Annotated in this window: 17 protein-coding genes; all 17 read right to left on the bottom strand. The window is 43.5% G+C overall.

The window, feature by feature from the left end:
• Positions 1-96 precede the first annotated feature (96 nt).
• Complete coding sequence (locus tag R7Q38_RS09365; protein ID WP_017821260.1) at positions 97-1,536, bottom strand: catalase; 1,440 nt, start codon at positions 1,534-1,536, stop codon at positions 97-99.
• Between the two features lie 292 nt (positions 1,537-1,828).
• Positions 1,829-2,446, bottom strand: a complete 618-nt coding sequence (locus tag R7Q38_RS09360; RefSeq protein ID WP_005375238.1) for a glutathione S-transferase family protein — start codon at positions 2,444-2,446, stop codon at positions 1,829-1,831.
• Between the two features lie 14 nt (positions 2,447-2,460).
• Positions 2,461-3,495, bottom strand: a complete 1,035-nt coding sequence (locus R7Q38_RS09355; protein ID WP_017821259.1) for an NADP-dependent oxidoreductase — start codon at positions 3,493-3,495, stop codon at positions 2,461-2,463.
• 151 nt (positions 3,496-3,646) lie between these two features.
• Complete coding sequence (locus tag R7Q38_RS09350) at positions 3,647-4,246, bottom strand: TetR/AcrR family transcriptional regulator (RefSeq protein ID WP_213965098.1); 600 nt, start codon at positions 4,244-4,246, stop codon at positions 3,647-3,649.
• Between the two features lie 50 nt (positions 4,247-4,296).
• Positions 4,297-4,617, bottom strand: a complete 321-nt coding sequence (yqfB, locus tag R7Q38_RS09345) for a N(4)-acetylcytidine aminohydrolase (protein ID WP_005385855.1) — start codon at positions 4,615-4,617, stop codon at positions 4,297-4,299.
• Between the two features lie 67 nt (positions 4,618-4,684).
• The gene (locus R7Q38_RS09340) at positions 4,685-5,080 is read right to left on the bottom strand and encodes a VanZ family protein (RefSeq protein WP_104976455.1); all 396 of its coding nucleotides are present in this window, start codon (positions 5,078-5,080) and stop codon (positions 4,685-4,687) included.
• A gap of 2 nt (positions 5,081-5,082) precedes the next feature.
• The gene (locus R7Q38_RS09335) at positions 5,083-6,390 is read right to left on the bottom strand and encodes an oligosaccharide flippase family protein (RefSeq protein ID WP_021707644.1); all 1,308 of its coding nucleotides are present in this window, start codon (positions 6,388-6,390) and stop codon (positions 5,083-5,085) included.
• Positions 6,391-6,398: 8 nt separating this feature from the next.
• Positions 6,399-7,430, bottom strand: coding sequence for a glycosyltransferase family 4 protein (locus tag R7Q38_RS09330; RefSeq protein ID WP_017821257.1), 1,032 nt, complete (start codon positions 7,428-7,430; stop codon positions 6,399-6,401).
• Positions 7,427-8,260 (bottom strand): putative capsular polysaccharide synthesis family protein, encoded by an 834-nt coding sequence (locus R7Q38_RS09325; protein WP_017821256.1) that lies wholly within the window; start codon positions 8,258-8,260, stop codon positions 7,427-7,429. Before R7Q38_RS09325 ends, R7Q38_RS09330 begins: the two co-directional genes overlap by 4 nt.
• 15 nt (positions 8,261-8,275) lie before the next feature.
• Entirely contained in the window at positions 8,276-9,523 is a 1,248-nt protein-coding gene (locus R7Q38_RS09320) for an O-antigen ligase family protein (RefSeq protein WP_017821255.1), read from the bottom strand.
• Positions 9,489-10,541, bottom strand: coding sequence for a glycosyltransferase (locus tag R7Q38_RS09315; protein WP_017821254.1), 1,053 nt, complete (start codon positions 10,539-10,541; stop codon positions 9,489-9,491). Before R7Q38_RS09315 ends, R7Q38_RS09320 begins: the two co-directional genes overlap by 35 nt.
• A gap of 2 nt (positions 10,542-10,543) precedes the next feature.
• Positions 10,544-11,353: a putative capsular polysaccharide synthesis family protein gene (locus tag R7Q38_RS09310; RefSeq protein ID WP_005375261.1), complete on the bottom strand. Its 810-nt coding sequence runs from the start codon at positions 11,351-11,353 to the stop codon at positions 10,544-10,546.
• Positions 11,331-13,511, bottom strand: a complete 2,181-nt coding sequence (locus R7Q38_RS09305; protein ID WP_318114200.1) for a polysaccharide biosynthesis tyrosine autokinase — start codon at positions 13,509-13,511, stop codon at positions 11,331-11,333. Before R7Q38_RS09305 ends, R7Q38_RS09310 begins: the two co-directional genes overlap by 23 nt.
• Positions 13,512-13,526: 15 nt before the next feature.
• Positions 13,527-14,060, bottom strand: a complete 534-nt coding sequence (locus tag R7Q38_RS09300) for a polysaccharide biosynthesis/export family protein (RefSeq protein ID WP_005375265.1) — start codon at positions 14,058-14,060, stop codon at positions 13,527-13,529.
• 12 nt (positions 14,061-14,072) lie between these two features.
• Positions 14,073-15,278 (bottom strand): outer membrane beta-barrel protein, encoded by a 1,206-nt coding sequence (locus R7Q38_RS09295; protein ID WP_017821252.1) that lies wholly within the window; start codon positions 15,276-15,278, stop codon positions 14,073-14,075.
• A 10-nt stretch (positions 15,279-15,288) separates the two neighbouring features.
• Positions 15,289-16,689, bottom strand: coding sequence for an undecaprenyl-phosphate glucose phosphotransferase (locus R7Q38_RS09290; RefSeq protein WP_017821251.1), 1,401 nt, complete (start codon positions 16,687-16,689; stop codon positions 15,289-15,291).
• A gap of 422 nt (positions 16,690-17,111) precedes the next feature.
• A complete protein-coding gene (gene malK / locus R7Q38_RS09285) occupies positions 17,112-18,230 on the bottom strand; it encodes a maltose/maltodextrin ABC transporter ATP-binding protein MalK (protein ID WP_005375271.1) in 1,119 nt (372 codons plus the stop codon).
• Positions 18,231-18,901 lie beyond the last annotated feature (671 nt).

The raw sequence follows: 18,901 nt of genomic DNA, 5'->3' as shown, positions 1-18,901 counted from the left end.
GTGATTAAGGATTAGTGATTTGAAATCAGGAGGTGCTGTAGAGCACCTCCTTTTTTTCGTCTTTAAATCACACAGTGTAATGATTGCAGCGTTCGCTTACTTGTTTAAGCCTAGTGCAATTTCAAGACCTTTGCCGTACGCTTCGTCCGCTTGGTATGCGTGTTGAACGTGGCGCTGTTGGATGAACTCTGGCACACCGTCCATTGCGCGAGCTGTGTTGTCGAACAGAGTTTGACGTTGCTCTTCACTCATCAGACGGAATAGGTCACCCGCTTGGCTGAAGTAGTCTTCGTCTACACGGTGATCGTAGTGATCAGCGTTGCCGTTGATGCGTAGAGGTGGCTCAGAGTAATCTGGTTGCTCTGCCCATTCTTGTTTGTAGTTTGGCTCGTAACCTAGTGTTGAACCAAAGTTGCCATCAACGCGCATTGCGCCATCGCGGTGGTAGCTGTGAACAGGGCAACGAGGTGCGTTCACTGGTATTTGATGGTGGTTCACACCTAGACGGTAACGCTGAGCATCGCCGTAAGCGAACAGACGACCTTGTAGCATTTTATCTGGAGAGAAGCCGATACCAGGTACGACTGCTGCTGGGTTGAACGCTGATTGCTCAACTTCTGCGTAGAAGTTTTCTGGATTACGGTTCAGTTCGAACTCACCAACTGGGATCAGTGGGTAATCTTTTTGAGACCATACACGTGTTAGGTCGAATGGGTTGAAGTTGACTTCATCCGCTTCTAGCTCAGGCATGATCTGTACGTACATCTTCCATTTAGGGAAGTCTTGACGCTCAATCGCTTCGTAAAGGTCACGGTGATGGCTTTCGCGGTCTTTACCTACGATCGCTTCTGCTTCTTGGTCAGTTAGGTTTTTGATGCCTTGCTGAGTTTTGAAGTGGAATTTTACCCAGTAACGCTCGTTTTCTGCGTTGATGAAGCTGAATGTGTGGCTACCAAAACCATGCATATGACGGTAAGAAGCAGGGATACCACGGTCACTCATTACGATAGTCACTTGGTGGAATGCTTCAGGTAATGACGTCCAGAAATCCCAGTTGTTGGTAGAGCTACGCATGTTAGTGCGAGGGTCGCGTTTTACTGCGTGGTTTAGGTCTGGGAATTTTAGTGGGTCACGTAGGAAGAATACTGGTGTGTTGTTACCAACCAAGTCCCAGTTACCTTCTTCAGTGTAGAATTTTAGTGCGAAACCACGGATGTCACGTTCTGCGTCTGCTGCACCGCGCTCACCAGCTACAGTAGTGAAGCGAGCGAATAGTTCTGTTTTTTTTCCGATGTCAGAGAAGATTTTAGCGCGAGTGTATTTTGTGATGTCGTGCGTTACTGTGAACGTACCGTAAGCACCAGAACCTTTTGCGTGCATACGACGCTCAGGGATCACTTCGCGGTCAAAGTGTGCCAATTTTTCAAGGAACCAAACGTCTTGTAATAGTTGAGGGCCACGAGGACCTGCAGTCATAACGTTTTGGTTATGTGCGACAGGGCAACCTGCTGCTGTAGTCAATTTCTTGTTTGTCATTTTTCTTCCCCCTCCAGGGCTCAATACCTTAGAAACTGTAGAGGAGGTTATTACGGAAAAGCTGGAGGAGAAAACTGATATTGCTTATCAATTCAATAGATGGTGACTATGGTCGAAACTATATTAGAATCAGAAATTTACTACATTAGCTTGATTGACATAACAATCGACGTTCTCGAAAGCGATTGACTGGGGGGGGAGCGCTATCCAGTTAGCGTGCCTGCGATGCTAGTAATATCGCCCCTTAAATGAAGTTTTACGTGTCATCAAAGGGGCGAAAGGGGGGAAGTAATTAAGAGTACTTCACTTCAAGTTGTTCAGCTTTTGCAAATGCTGGGTGTGTCGCGAGCTGTTTCCCATAACGTTCAATATTAGGGAAGTGATTAACTAAACCAAACTTTTGAACCAATTCGACAATGAAAGACATCATGATGTCTGCGCCAGTCAGCCGCTCTTCTACTAGGTAAGTTTTGCCTTCTAAGGATTGCTCGAAGTAGCCTAGTACATTCATTGCTTCCTTGTCGGCATAGCCTGATAAAAACTGAGTTTCATTTGGCTCTTTGCTTACGAAGATTTTTAGCAGCATAGGTAAAATTGCAGAGCTTTCTGCAAAGTGCATCCATTGCAAATATTCTGTGTGTGCTTTTGTACCACGCTCAGGAGCAAAGGCTCCGTCACTGTATTTCTCAATCAAATATTCGGTCATTGCACCTGACTCAATGATAATCTCGCCGTTATCTTCAAGAACAGGTGACTTTCCTAATGGGTGAACACTTTTTAGTTCTGGCGGTGCCATGAAGGTCACGGAATCACGGACATAGGGTACAATCTCGTAATTTACATCTAGCTCTTCAAGTAACCAAATGATGCGCTTTGAACGAGACTGATTGAGGTGGTGAAGTTTAATCATTTACATATCCCTTTTTATAATGGGTCGTTAATCTGTACTACAAGCTTGCCGAAATTCTTACCTTCCAACAGACCGATGAATGCTTCTGGCGCATTATCCAGTCCTTGTACTAGATGTTCGCGGTATTGGATCTTTCCTTCTGCCAACCATTGATTAATATCTTGCGCAAATTCACCGTAACGATGTCCGTAATCATCAAAAATGATGAAGCCTTGCACCTTGATTCGTTTGGTCAGGAGCTTACCCATTAGTAATGGAAGATGGTCGGTACCTTCAGGCAGCTCTGTCGCGTTGTACTGAGAAATCAAACCACAAAGTGGGATACGCGCATTTGTATTCAGAAGTGGCATTACAGCCTCGAATACTTTGCCACCTACGTTTTCGAAGTAAACATCGATACCTTTGTCACAGGCATTTTTCAGTTGTTCTGCAAAGTCTTCAGCTCTGTGATCAATACACTCATCGAAACCAAGCACCTCTTTAGCGTAACGGCATTTTTCTTCTCCGCCTGCTATACCAACAACTCGGCAACCTTTGATTTTACCAATTTGACCAACTGTTGCGCCTACAGGCCCCGTAGCAGCTGCTACCACGATGGTTTCCCCTGGTTTTGGCTGACCAATGTCGAGTAAACCCATGTACGCGGTAAATCCTGGCATACCTGCAACGCCTAACGCGTAAGAAGGGTTTTGCGGTTCTTTACCAAGTTTAATGACCATCTCACCAGTTGAGATAGCGTAGTCTTGCCAGCCAACAGTGTAGGCAAGAACCCATTCACCTGCTTCGTAATCTGGGTGGTTTGATGCTTCTACCTGACAAACTGTACCACCGACCATTACGTCATCAATTGCAACAGGGTCAGCGTATGATTCGGCATCACTCATGCGACCACGCATGTATGGATCTAGAGATAAATAAACCGTTCTCAATAGCATTTCACCCTCTTTCGGAGTCGGTTTCGTTACCTCTTCTAAACGAAAGTTTTCTTGTGTCGGTGCACCATGGGGACGTGACGCGAGTACTATTCTGCGATTTGTTGCGTTAGTCATATCTATCTCACTTGTTGATTAGACCGGTCGTCTAGTATTTATTTCAAAATATCCCGCTTATGTAAAGCGGGAAGGTTTACTGTGTTAACACTGACGCTTTTTCTGACAGTGAAACGTGTGTAGGGTGTTCATTCTGCTTCCACGCCGCCCGTTATGGGCAAGTGCGCGTATTCTGCAGTAAGTGTTGAGTATAGGTCAGACTTTGCGTCAATGCTGCCTGATCTTGATAAAGTTTGTTCAGCAAGCTAGCGCCATTCCAAAGGTAGTATATCTGCCTTGCTAATAACGCACTGTCACCATTGGGGATTGAGCCATCTTGAATTCCGATGTCAATGCAATCCGCTATCGCTTGAATGGTTTTGTCTGCTCCTTGGCGTAATGCCAAGCGCATTGACTCTGAGAGATCGGAGACTTCTGCACTTAACTTAACCAATAAACATTTGTTCGCATTACACACGTAGTCTTCTACTTTGACCATTTCTTCGAAATAGCTCATTAGGCGTTGGTAGCCACTCAGTTCAGTATTGGTAAAGCGTGCGTTTAAACGCTCAAAATACTTAGTAAAGTAGTCTTGAATCATCGCTTCACCAAATTGTTCTTTGGACTTGAAGTAATGATAAAACGAGCCTTTTGGCACTGCGGCCTTTTTTAATAGCTCTGAAAGACCAACACTCGTGAACCCTCGGTTTACGATCAACTCGTATCCGACGTCGAGAATATGTTGGCGTGTGTCATTCGTCTTTGCGTTCATGAAGTGTACTATAGAATGAATTAGACCAGTCGTCTAGCCTTTGTTGTGGGTTATTTAATCAGCTCATACTCAATAACAAATAGCGTGTCGGTATTTGGGTAGATTTCTCGAATTAACTGCTTGAGTTTTGGTAGTTCGATGGCTTCTTGTTCTGCATGAAACTCATTAATGTCTTCAAAGTGAAGTGGTTCTACAGAACGTATCTTGATATCGCAGACTTTACGATCCGTTTCTAAGGTAAAAACTTCGACTTCTGTATTGGGAACGTAATGGCTTTCTGATTCATCTCGAATCGTTATCGTCTTTTTGCCTGACGTGATCAACGGAGTTAAGAATTCAAAAAAAGTAATCTTGGTTGGATGAGACGGCATGATGTACTCGTTAGTCTGGTTGTTTGGCGTAATTATATACCCAAATCCCTCAGAGATTCCTGTATTACTAGAACGATCGAGCGCGGATGAAGCGAATTAACTTGGCACTAAAGTAACCTGAGATAACGCCTATCCAGTTGGTGCTGAGATCATCAAAACTAAATGATCGATTTGGAATAAAAAGTTGGCTTATTTCTTCCATTGAAACGATAGCTAGCAGCAGTAGCAAAAGACGAATCCCAAAAAAGTCGGTTTTATTCGAGCTCACCAGAGAAGGGAACGTGAAGACCGATAAAAAGCCGATCAATAAACTGAAAGTAAAGTGAAGCGTACTCGATCCGCCTAAGTAGGTTTCCATTTGCAGGTAAGCGGTATGGTGTAGGTCAGAGCTTTTCCACAAAGAAAGTGAAGCGGTTAACATCAGGACTAAAACAAAACTCGTGCGTGCCAGTATTAAAGCCATAATTAACCTATTGGAAAGAAGCCTAAGTAACGTTTTACAAAGTACAGTGCAGCTAAATTCTGGATAGCCATGCCAATTGCCATTGCCCACGCTGCACCAATCACCCCAAACATTTGGCAAAGCGTAACAAGTAGGCAGATGGACACCGTACCGGAGGAAATTGTAATGTATTTCATGGTTCTCTCATGACCACTCATTAATAATAAAAAACCTACTGAACCAGTCGCAACATTGACTAACTGCCCCAGAGAAAGGACGACTAATAGTGGCGCCGCGGCGAGAAACTCCTCACCAAAAAACTGCATTACAAACTCGGGGAAGAGGGTGCAAATAATTACGGGTACAATCGCTAAACCAACATTGGCTCGGCACGCCAAGCGGCTCAGGTTCTGCAGTTTACGCATTTGACGCTCTTTGTAGAGAGAGGCAAACATCGGGGCGACCACAAAGTTAATGGTAATCAGCACGAAGCCAATCAGTAGTGATGTACGTTGGGCTGCGGCTAACAAACCGAGTTCCGCTGTTGAGATAAAAAAGCCCGTAATAACAAGGCTTCCCCATTGAAGAACATTCGTGAAGATACTGCCAACCCAGACTTGCTTGGCAGAAGAGACCATTTTTTTGTTTGGTACGAAAGCCGATGTTTGATATTGATCTGAGCCAAGCCAATTGGCACTAGATATGACCGCGACACCTATGCTCGCTAAAAGCAGTGCGGTCATTAGATTGTTGATATTTTGCTGACCGATATAGTCTAGGGCAAAGACAAAAATGACCATCAACATGCTTACCCCAAGCTGCAACGCAAACAGAGATGATACGACTTTTCTACATGCTTGAAGCACCCGACTGTTGGTTTGCGCAAGCACCAAGAAAGGTATGCAAAGCAAGCATAAAGTAATCGCATACATTGGTGATTGAGTCTGGTTTAGCTGTTCTGGAAACAGATTAAACCCTGCTAACAAAACGCCTATGGCGAGCAAGCAAAATGCCATACTTCGATAAAGTGCGGTTTTATAGTTTTGGCTTTGTTCAAGCTTCTCTTTGTTATTAAAAGCGATCGCATTGTAACGAACTAACGAGACATCAAAACCTAGCTGAGAAACGATAGCGAGTAGCGAGACTAGGTTGAATAAAAAGAAAAATTGACCGGCCGTCGAAGCGTCACTGGTCTTCGATACAATCAGAGTCAGTAAAAAAGCAAATAGCGCACTCAACACACGCGTGATTGCGGTTTTTAATCCAGTAGATAACAAGCTTTTTTTACCGCTGGGCATCAACAGTAATTTTTGTTGAACAGTGTGAAACATAGGGGCATTTAACCGTAAAGTTTATTGAGTGCGAGGCGCTGTTTTTCTTCACTGAAGGCATCGTTTAATTCTGCTGTATATTGGCGAAAATCAATCTCTTCATAATGATTGACACAATGCGCGATCTGCTTGGCCATTTCTTCAGGTGTGAGCGCTAAAAACGGGTAGTTGAGATCTTTGGTTGCGCCGATGGTCCGAATAACCATAGGAAGATGTAACTTGGATGCTTCTAGAATGGTTAACGGCATCCCTTCCCATGCTGCAGTATGTAGATAAAGGTCTGAACCCTTGAGCTTTTCAACTACCTCATCGCGAGGCAGCATGCCCGTTACATCCACATTTTCAGTGCGTAATTTCTGTTCGAGTACGTGGTCACCGCCACCTATCCATGTGATCTCTATCGGGCGGTTAAGCGCATACCGATTAAGGAACTGCAATGTGCTGATAAGAAACTGAGGATCTTTTTGAGGCGCGACACGACCAAGTACAACGAGCTTCAGCGCTTCTTGCTTGTTTCGCTCTATACGATCTTCACTTTGATAAGACACGTAGTTGTTGAGCAGTTCGGCACGTTTCGCACCAATGCTAATGGCTAGGTCACATTCTCGTTGGCTACAGCCTGCAACCACATCAATTTTGCTCAGTTTTACTTTCTCTAGTGCTTTATAGATCTGGCGTGCAAGCTCTGAGATATCTTCACGTTCGAAGGCATAACAGTGCGGTGTGTAAACCAAGCGTGCCTTGCCAAGCTTTAGAAATCGGCCGAGAAATCCTGCTTTACTCGAGTGCAAATGAACGACGTCGGGACCAAGTGATGCAATCATGTGGTTTGCATCGCGAATAAATTGAAGCAAGCCGCCTTCTACCCACTTTGTCTGTACGAAAATGTGGTGGTTGTTCTCATTGGTCAAGTCGTTTTCTCGGGCTCTGGCTAGCAAGAAATGCTGATAAGGCTCGTCTCTGGATGAGTGAACATAACTATAGAGGGCGGTTTGAACGCCACCTCCAAATGCTTCTGTAACATGGAGCACTTTCTTCATGATGATTTTGTCCCTGGTGTTTGCATCCATTTGTGTTTAAAAGCATCACGCTCTTGCTCTGAATAAACGTGGCGATACAAGGGAAGATCGTACATATAGAACAGTTTTGAGAAGTCGTAGTGATTCTTAAAGTGTTGGTGGATATTGGAGTACCACTTGTTTTTCGCTTCGTTGCTGTTTTTCAGCACGAAGTCTTGCAACTCAAGAAACTCACCGATTTCTTTATCAAGAGAACTGAGCTGTTCGCATTTGATTAGCATGACGTTGGCCTGAGCGTTCTGGAATGTGAAGAAAGGTTGAGTGTTGTCCAGCTCTTGGCGCATCACATCGATATTGAAATTACGCTTTAACTCGTTGTCGAACCAGTCCGCAAAATAGTTGAGATTGATATAGTTATCAAAGCAATGCTCGAGGTGCTGATACGTGACTTCCATATCTCGGTGAATTGCATCGTTCTTTTTGCCTTCGATAAATTGCAAATGGAGATCTTGAAAGAAGCGAGAAAAGACAGTTGCGATTGGATCGCGGACCAGCGTAACGATTTTAATCTGCTCGCGTTTTTGTAAGATACGTTTTCGCTGCTTGAGCACTAAGCGATAGAGTGCGCGGTTTCGGAAGTCGAAGAATTTACTCACGTCTTTTTTATTGTGATACATGTGAAATTCTTCGTGATCATCAAAGGTGTGGATGTGATAGCTCGGGATATTTTTCTCCCCTAGCGTGTGCTCAATTGATGAGGAGCCAACTTTGCCCATTTGGTAAACTAAAACAAAATTATCAGCTTGGAGTTCTCGGTTCTTTTCAAATTGTCGAGAGATTGAATACTTCATCTATCCTATCCTTGATTATTCATATTCGTGGTGATGGTTTACCGGAAAAGTATGAGCAATGGCCCTTGAGTCGTTGCTCATGCTGATCATGACGGGTAATAAGAGTATTAAAATTATGGTGGTGTTTACCGCAACGAAAAACACCATGATGAGGGCGTATATCGCAAGTAATAGGCTTTTTCTGTTTTCATTAAGACTACGGAAGCAAAAGCGAATAAAAAGAAAATAACCACCAAACAGCAGACCGATACCAAGTAATCCGTATTCAATTGCGGTATCTAACACAAAGTTGTGGGTGTAGATCGCCAGCTCATCATAGTTAAAGTAACTGATCATAAAGTTGGGTAACATTTTCGCGCCGACACCTAACACTGGGTGTTGAAGTAAAATATCTAGCCCATTGGCAAGTAAAAGTTTTCTATGAAGATTCGATACCCAGCGGGCTTCACTTTGGTTGGCAAATAAGACGTCTTCTTGGGTTATTTCCAATGTGTCTGCTAGCGTTTCAAACCCAACGTAGAGTGTGGTTGTGACGGCAGTAAACACAATAAAGCTTAAGGCTAATAAAATCGTCCACGTGTACGTTTCGCTGAGCGATTTTCTCATTAAGTTTTTTACGAGCAGTTGGTCAAAGAAGAAAAGCAGACAAAAACCAAGTAGCGCTTTTCTTTCTTGTGACAACACCAGTAATACTAAAGCTACGAGCATCAAAAGGTGGAAAGCGCGAATTTTATCTCGATAAAGGTACAGTAGTGAGCACAGTACACCGAACCCGTATTTACTTACCCCGAGTAACTTAAACCCGCTTTGATAGCCCTGAGCAAAGTGCCATAAGGCAACGAGCGTACAGATGAAAAACAACAGATACGTGAAATATACCATTACCCGTTCGTCATCAAACACGCCATAGGCGTACATTAGGCTCAGTAGGCACAAAATCGCTAACCATTGCACAGTTTCTATAACTAGCGGCATTAAAGGGACGCGATTTAGCAGACCATTTATGAACACATACCCAGTGAACAATACGAGGAACCCCATACAGGGATGCATGAGTTTTTCAGCTTTTCCTTCCAATACCACTAATGCAGTAAAACCAATAGACAAAAGGCTTGCGATGTCAGATGGGGCTAGCGCTATTCCTCCAGCACGAAACTTCATTGGAATAAAGAACAATACTAATAGGCATGCTGCAAGCAATGAGGCGCGATGGCTCGATGGCGCGGAACTATTTGTTGGCGCAAAGCTGCTGGTAGATTCCATAGTAACCTTCACGAAATTTATCGATGGTGTAGAGAGAGGCCCTATTGACTGAGTATTGACTTGCAGCGTCGTACCGCTCAACACTTTCACACAGCTGGAGGACTTTTTGGCTCAGTTCAGTGGCGTTACCAACTTGAAATAAATATTCGGCACGTCCGGTGACGTCATCCAAACCAGGTACGTCCGATGATAATACGGGTAAGCCTGCTGCCATGGCCTCAACCGCCGCCAAGCCAAAGCCTTCGACGTGCGACGATTGCACGTAAATATCCATGTCGTTCAAAAAGGCTGGAACGTCAGAAACTACGCCATGAAAGTGAACACGTTGCGCGACGTTGATTTTTGTTGCCAATTCTTGCAGTGACGATTTTTTTTCTCCATCTCCCGCAAGGTGGAGTTCGTATCGTCTTGGTAAATGGATAAGTGCTTGGATAAGCGTTTCATGATCCTTATGTTGGTGAAGTCGGCCCACCATTCCAATCTTGATAACTGGTTTGTCGATTAGGTGGCTGGCGCATCTTGGCGTCATAGAAAACCTTTTTAAATCAACGCCATTGTGCACCACGTGATATTTGTGTTGGTAGCGAGGCATGAACTTCACCAGTTCATCTTGTACTTTTTCACTAATACTGACTGTCAAGTCGTGGCCCCAATATAAGACGTATTCCATGAACTTAAACAGCGGATAGTCACGTCGACGGTTATAAGAACAGTGCTCAGTCTGGATTCGTTTTTTACCTACCGCCAATAGCGCTAGGTAAATGGAAGGGTAGAGGTGCCCGTGAACGACATCCGGCCAACGCAGCAAAGAGAATTTCTCACTCAATGGCAATGTGCGCCAGTTAAAACACTCTATGCCTTGGGCGGATAGCATTGGTAAGTAATCATTTTCATCACACAAGACCAAAATTTTGATTTCGTATTCAGGCTTATGTTCTAAAACAAGGTCGACTAAGAACTTCTGAGCACCGCCGTTCTGAGAAAGATCATTGATAATATGTAGAATCTTGGTTTTCATGATTAATTGGTCAGATATTGCTGTTTAAGGTCGGTGATTTCTGCATTTGAGAAAAAGTGCTTCGTCAATTTAGAATTCAGCATTTCTTCAACGTACTCGGGTGTAGGTTGAAATTGCGTTTTGAATTCTTTCATTAGTGGCGAGTACCATTTGTTGTCTGATTGATTTTCATAAACAACATCCACGGGGTAGCCTAAAAAGTCTTCAACTGCGGAGTTAGCCTTTGTTAGCTTGTCACTTCGAATGACCAACAGCGAGAAGTTATTGTTATGGTATGTTTGATAGCCTACTTCGTGATTAAAAGACTCGTTAAACACATCAATCCCTGTTAGTTGTTTGATCTCGTTGTCAAACCACTGCAGCGCATATTGATGATTCATGTGCTTATCAAATGCTTCTTGGAGTAATTGCGGTCGTTCGGTACGTATTGCGCTGTCATCCTTTAGATATTTGTCCGCCATCCAAAAAGGAAGTGCTTGAAAGAACATTGAGACATTTCGTCCGATCGGTTCACGCACCAGCGAGATAATTCGAACTTTTTTCTTGCGCTTTAACATATGGCTCATCGTTATACGCTTTAGTCGTCGCTTTAACGCATTGATCTGAGGCTTATGCAATTGCGCTCTAACGGGGGATATTTGTTTTTGCGCATCGACGGTCATAAGGTCGTGCAAGTGAATCGAGTTAGGAATGGAATGCTCTAATGCACTCGAACCTACTTTGCCCATTTGATAGATCAATACCGGCTGTTCTTGGCTTTTCAACGTTTGGTACCAAGATAGGTTTACGTTAGTAGGCGTATTTCTGGACATAAAGCGTCTCTCCTTCCTTGGCCTTGGCTTGTGTGATTAAGACGCCAAGAGATGGAACTGAGTGTTGTATTTGTTTAGATAACGCAAGGTTAACCAGTGATGATTTTGTTGATTCTGAGCGAATGACGGTGATCAGACCATTGGCATACTGACCAAGAATAAGTGCGTCACTCACTGACAGTAGGGGTGGTGTATCGATAATGATCCGGTCATACTTATTTTGAAAATGTTCGATCAACTTTTTAAAGCGATCAGAAGCCAGTAATTCCTGTGGGTTTGGCGGAATTAGGCCGGCCGGTAATACATCTAAGTTGGCTTCTTTTATATGTGTAACACAATCTTTGATTGGCGTATCCATCGTCAGGATATGCGTTAAGCCAGGGCTTGATTCAGCAATACCGAATCGCTTTGCGATGGAAGGTCGACGTAAATCGCAGTCGATGATCAACACCTTTTCCATTTTTGAAAACGACACCGCCATATTGATACTGGTCGATGTTTTTCCTTCTTCTGGAATAGCAGAGGTAAAGGGCAATATCTTTTGCTTCGTGTTGGTTAATCTGAGCAGAAGCGAGGTTCTGACGGAGCGGCAAGCTTCACTAAATAGCTTTTCTTCATCATCTAAATACGCGGTATAACTGACGCCGTTTTTACGCAAATTGCGTTTTTTGACCATAGGAATCACACCTAAACACGTAACACCAAGTTTTTCCTGCACATCGGTTGTGCTTCGGATAACTTCTCGCATCGTTTCTAAGATGATGACCAGAGCGCAAGCAATGGCAAAGCCAAAAAAGGTGGCAATCAGTACCAGTTTGATTCGTTGTGGTGCCACCGGGAATAGAGGAATGATGGCTTTATCAGTAAAGCGAGCCGTGACATTCTTGTAGTCGCTGGTGGCGTTGGTCTCTTTCTCACGATTTAAGAACGCTTCATAGAGTGCCTTATTGGATTCAACCTCGCGTTTTAACTGTTCGTAACGCGCTTTTTGTGACCCTAACGATTGGAAGTCTGACTTTTTGTTATCGAGTTCTGCTCGAAGCATGTCCTCTTGCGCTTTTGCAGCAAGAAGGTCTTGTTGCTTACTGAAGGAAATGTCCCGGATGAGTTGCTGGGTTCTTGATTGAATTTCAGCAAGCTGTGCTTTCGCCTGAATCATTCGATCATGCTTAGGTCCGTAGCGCTGTGCCAGTTCAGAGAGATTTTTGGCTGCCTGTGCTTCCGACAATTTTAGATCGCGGATTTGCGCTTGATTAGCGAATTCATCAATTGACAACAAGCTGTCTAAACTTTGCGAAGATTTACGTCGTAACAGTTGGATTAACGTCTGCGCTTCAATACGCTTATTAACAGCGATATTCAGCTTGCGAGTGAGTTCTTCTAGCTCATTTGCGTAAATTTCATCAATACCGTTTATATCGATCAACCCTTCTTTTAACAAGAATTCTTGCAGCGCTTGCTCCGAGTTACGTAATCGCTCCTCCAATTTTTGAGAGTTATTTGTCAACCAAGTAGCCGCATTTTGTGTAACGACCAATTTGGCTTCAAAATTTGCGTCAATGTAGGCTTGGCCGACCGCGTTGGCGATTGTCGTCGCAAGCTTAGGATCGATAGAACGAAAGCGAATTCTGACTAATTGGGTGTTACGTACTGGCTCAATATCGAGTTTACTTCTGAAAGCTTGAAGTGCCTGATAATAGGACTCTGAAAACTGGGCGGTTTCTTTTGGGCTTGGTGCCACATTCAGTAGGTCTTGAACAAAAGGAATCGACTTTATTTGGTCGATTTTTTTATTTAACCCCCCTGAGCTTGTGAATTCAGGTAATTGGGTAAGGTTCAGCTCTCTAATGACCTTATCTGCAATATGATTCGATTTTAAAATGGCGATTTGCGTTTGAAAGTACTCTTTTTTTGTCGTGTCGACGCCATATACTTCCTCGATTGAAAGGGCGCTTTTTTGCTCCTCTTGGATGAGTAGCGTAGCTGTAGCTTGGTATATCGATGCTTTGGAGTAGATATACCAAGTACAAGTTAATGAGAACAGAAGCGTGAATGCTGCGATGCTTAGCCAATTCTTTTTAATCGCTTTGAAGTGATGGCCAAAACGAATCAGTTCTACTTTGTTCATCTGGAGATTATTTGGATGAGTCCCGTTCATTTGATTCCCTGTCACTTAAAAGAAGCTCTGGTCAATAAATACAATGTCACCAGGTTCAACGTTGCGGTGCATACTGACCCCTTCCATCGTTTGACCTGTTTTATGCTTGGTGAGGTTAATGCCTTTGCGTGAGGCTCTGTCGGTCAAGCCACCTGCTAGAGCGATGGCCTTCTCTATGGTTAACCCTGGACGGTACTCAAATCCACCAGGTTTCCTGACTTCGCCATTAACGTAAAACAGACGAAAGTTATTGATGGTGACCATCACTTTTGGATTGATGAGATAATCGCCTTTTAAGCCCGTTTCTATTTCGTACTTGAGTTGTTTTGGTGTTTTTTTGATTGCTTTGATTCGGCCAAGGTAGGGGTAATCAAAATAGCCATCTGACGTTATTAGAATATTTTTAATCGTAAGATCTTCTTCACCATAGACCTGCACGGAAATGGTATCGCCAGTATCGAGTAAGTAATCTTCCTCGTTTGAGTCAGCGTTGACCAAAGTGCTAAATAGCAACAACGCTACACTCATGAATTTGATGAATGCCTTCATTAATAATCCTTTTTACAGAGAAAACTGTGCGCTTAAAGTCCAAATGTTTTGTTCGAAGCTATAACCCGATCGGCTAGAGTTTTTATCTTGGTATTGCCAATCGGCTTGCAGCTGTATCCAACGTTTGATCTGATAATCGATACCAAAAGATAGAGTGTACCGATCGTCGTTTCTGGAGATTCCCGTGTAATCATCTTGTTGATAAACAGCACCTAAGCGAGTTGCAAGGTAACTATTCCAATCGTGCTTGAGGTTCAGTCGGTAACGAGTTTGTAGGTTGTAATCGCCATCTTGATCGGGGTTAACCGCCGCTTGAGTGGTTTTCACGCTGACTAGAGTTTGTTCTTGAGGCAACCATTCAAAGCCGATATCCCAACTAAAGCCTTTAAATGTCTCTCGTTGAGCGCTGTCAAAATCTTTGATTTGATAACCGAGTCGAGCGATGCCTTTGGTTTTTCCTGTGACTTCCCATTCGGCACCGGTGTAATAGAAACTGGTGTTGTTATCTTTCGATGGCTGCGCAGAATTTCGGTGCTGATACTCGGTTACGATTTGGTTTGTTCCGACTAACCAATAGGTTCTTGGCGTCGCTCTTAAATAGAACTCCAAATGTGCATTGGGAGCTCGAAAATCGTTGTATTTAGTTTTAGCGTTTGGGCGACCAGGCAAGCCGTCACGATAGTTTTGATAGGTTTTATCACTATAGCCTAAACCGAATTCGAGTCTGCCTTTGGCACCGTTAGATCCAAAGACATAATTGGTTTTTACATCGTTACGGTTGAACTCTATTGGTGAGTCGATTGCGCTACCATTACCTTCGGTAATATCTTCTCCTCGAACTTCATGCTGGGCGCGAAAACGGTAATCAACCACTAAACGATGACGATGATTAAATTCGAAAAAGTTGGAAAACTGAAAAGTGTGGTCGTCGAAGTCGTTGCGATCGTCAGATGAAAAGCCAGCTTTTAACTTATATAAAATATCTGCGCGATAGCGATTCCGTTCTATACGTGCTAGTAAGCTTGGTTCTATACCCCAAATATTGACCGATTCTACATTGCCGGATTTTTCCGCTTTATTGATGTTGTCATCTCCCTCGTAGAAAGTTTTTACGAGGGGAATCAACTCTATACCAGACTCGGTTTGGTAAGCCATCGGTTCTGCGAGCAAGTCAGTAGAAAACAGACTTAATGCTATTGCCATTGTCAGTTTCTTCATAATCTTAACCTTAGTAAGCGTTAGCACCAGTGAAGCCTTTGAAAACGGTCATAAAGATGATTTTGATGTCCATCCAAACCGACCAATGGTGGATGTAATCCAAATCAAACTCGACCCTCTTTTCCATTTTTTCTAAGGTGTCGGTTTCGCCGCGATAACCATTAATCTGCGCCCAGCCAGTAATGCCTGGTTTTACTTTGTGACGTAGCATGTAGCGATCCACGATCTGACGGTATTCTTCATTGTGTGCCACGGCATGAGGGCGTGGGCCGACAATAGACATGGTCCCTTGCAGTACATTGATAAATTGAGGCAGTTCGTCCAAAGAGGTGCGACGCAGAAATCCGCCAAAAGGCGTAATACGAGGATCGTTCTTTGTCGCCTGTTTCACGTTGGAACCTTGATCCATGGTTGTCATTGAACGGAACTTCCAGACTTCAATCTTGCGTCCATCAAGACCGTACCGATGTTGTTTAAAGATGACAGGGCCTTTAGAAGTTGCCTTAATGCCGATCGCAATGACGAATAGAATAGGGGCGATTAAGACCAAAATAATGCTCGAAAACAAGATGTCTTCAAACCGTTTTACCCAAGAAGAAATTCCAGCAAAAGGTGTATCAAAGACACTTAGTGTTTGAACTTGGCCGATCTGCGCCCAACGAGAATGTAAAAGGTTATAAGTGAAGAAGTCGGGAATCAGATACGTATTTGCGGTGGTATCTGAGAATTGGTTAAGAAGTGACGCAATGCGTTCTTTTGCGTGCATTGGCATCGCGATATAGACGTAATCTACTTCCCCTTTTTTAGCTCGCTCAAGGGCGTGGTCAACAGCTCCTTTAATAGGATAATCAGAATTTGGCAATCTGTCGGAAGATCGTTCGTCGTAAAAGCCATCAAAAAGAACACCGTGTTCTGTGTGGTTTTGAATTTCGTTAGCTAGGGTAATGCCGTGAGGAGTTTGGCCGATGATGATCGCAGTGCGAGTGTTGAATCCTTTTTTTCTCAAATAGGCTAATCCGGTACGGAATGTTACTCGCCATGCTAAGAGCAGAGCGGGCGTAATCGCAAACCACAGCGCTAAAATTGTGTTATCAAATAAGGTATGGACTTCAGAAAAATACAGCACAATAAAGATAAGTGCAGAAGTCACCGCCCAAGAAACACAGACAATAAACATCTGCTCTTTAAACGAACTGGTTCGCCAAGAGCGATACAGATTGCCGCTTTCTGCCATAAATAGAAAGGAGATGCCTCCAACGAAAGCCAATATGACGTAATCTTTCCCCATCGCAGTATTCATGTCTTTGAACACTAAAAGCAGCATAAAAGAGACGATGACAGCAAGATCTGAGATGCGATATAAAAAAGCGAACTCCATCTCATGAGAGCGGATAAGTCCTTTTTGTTTCATGACTCAGTTTCCCTTCTGACACGCTACCGCCCTTGGGTGTCTTCCCCAATTGCCGTGTCGTGAACGTTATTAGTAGTTAGTGCACAGAGCATTCTGTGGAATGCTGCTGAGTTTTTTGTCACGTGTAATTTCGTTGATAAGTGTAAAAATTTGCTTTGTTGAGGTAAGTGGAAATAAGAATGATATTTAGCCCTTTGGCTAAGTTTGGCGGGTTAGGAAAAAGCTGGTACTTACTTATGAGGAATGAGGAAAAGTATTAAAAATGAAGTATCAGTACAAAGACAATGGTTTATGTGAGGGTAGAAGAAACGGGTGATTTGATTCGTTCACGATTAATGATTTAGTATCGAATTGCTGATATTTATTAAGATAAAAAAATCCCTCTCACTTGAGAGGGATTTTTTTGAGTAAGGACGAATGAATTATTCGACTTCTACGCCGTTTTCTTTGTATAGGCGGCGGCATGCGCGACCATCACTGTGGAACAGGTGACAACGATGAGCTGGAATACCGATCTCGATTTTATCGCCAGTGTCGACTGCAAGCGTGTCAGGCTGACGGAAAATAACGTCGGCGTCCGCACCTTCTAGGTTTAGGTATACTTGAGTTTCGTTACCTAGCTTCTCAACAATCATCACTTCACCGTGAATACTTGCATCAGCTTCAGAAGCGGATAATAGGTGCTCAGGGCGAATGCCTAAAGACATTCGGTCGCCGCGGTTAACTGTTGTACCATCCACCGGAATCCAGAAAGATACGCCGTTAGATAGTTGAACTTTGACGCGCTCTGCTTCTACTTCATCAATGAATACGCTCATGAAGTTCATTTTCGGAGAACCGATAAAGCCAGCTACAAAGCGGTTTTGTGGGTAATGGTAAAGCTCAAGCGGCTTACCAACTTGCGATACATAACCGCCGTCTAGTACAACGATTTTATCTGCCATTGTCATCGCTTCTACCTGATCGTGCGTTACGTAGATCATGGTACAACCAAGTTGGCGTTGTAGCTTAGTAATTTGTGCACGCATGTTTACACGCAGTGCCGCATCCAAGTTTGATAGTGGCTCGTCTAGAAGGAATACATTTGGCTGCGATACCAATGTTCGGCCAATCGCCACACGTTGACGCTGTCCACCAGAAAGTGCTTTTGGTTGGCGCTCAAGCAAGTGGCCTAGTTGTAGGATTTCTGCTGCTTGTTCAACACGCTTGTCGATTTCTGCTTTGTCTGCTTTTGCTAGTTTCAAGCCAAATGACATGTTGTCATATAAGTTAAGGTGCGGGTAAAGAGCGTAAGACTGGAATACCATACCAACACCACGTTTGGATGGTTCGACGTCATTCATGCGCTGGTCACCAATATACAAATCACCTGAAGTAATGTCTTCAAGACCGGCAATACAACGTAAAAGGGTAGATTTACCACAACCTGATGGACCTACAAAAACAACAAATTCACCTTCGTTGATTGTTAGGTCTACGTTCTTAGAAATCAGTACGTCGCCATACGCTTTACAAACATTTTTTAACGTGACACTCGCCATGTAGCTCGTCCTCGATCAATTTTTTATTATTCACCGCTCATCATTATATGAATTATCTAGCGAGCAGTAACAGTAGGAATCGGTAAGTTATTGCGGTTGGTAAGAAAAGTAGGGTAGCACTTCAATAAAATGTCCTGAATAGAAGTGCTACCCATCATAGCCAAGTACGAGTTTCTCTCCCCCACATTATTCGTATTGTCTCCCCCGTGAAATAATTACCACAAACAACACTAATAATGACATTCCACTCGTCTGGCAATGCAAAACCAGCAAATCTTTTTCCTAATACGTAGGCACTGCTGGGAAAGGGTTCTTACCATCCACTCTTGGATGACTGCAGTTTCTAAGATTGTGCGTAGTGCGACATCCTCCTAATAGAAATAATTGTAGGGGGAGTAGAAAGGGAGGAGTAAAAAAGGAGGAGGAAGAAAGCAGTTGGTCGGAAATCACATTATTGCACCACCTAAAGTTGAAACCGATCACAGGAACTATCCATTTTGTGATTTGAGTCTCTTACCCTTGGCGATTTAGATCACGAAAATACGTCATAATTGTAAGGGCGTAGGGATTAGGAGGATGAGACATATTGGATTATTTCAGATGATATATGTCGAAATACGGCTGAACCTCAATGGACTAGCCCTACATCAAAAATATAAAAAGGATACGAA

Origin of the sequence: Vibrio sp. Vb0598, assembly GCF_033338935.1 — a bacterium.
Classification (GTDB): Bacteria; Pseudomonadota; Gammaproteobacteria; order Enterobacterales; family Vibrionaceae; genus Vibrio; species Vibrio alginolyticus.
Note: the sequence above shows the minus strand (reverse complement) of the source record. Positions and strands in the feature narration are given on the sequence as shown.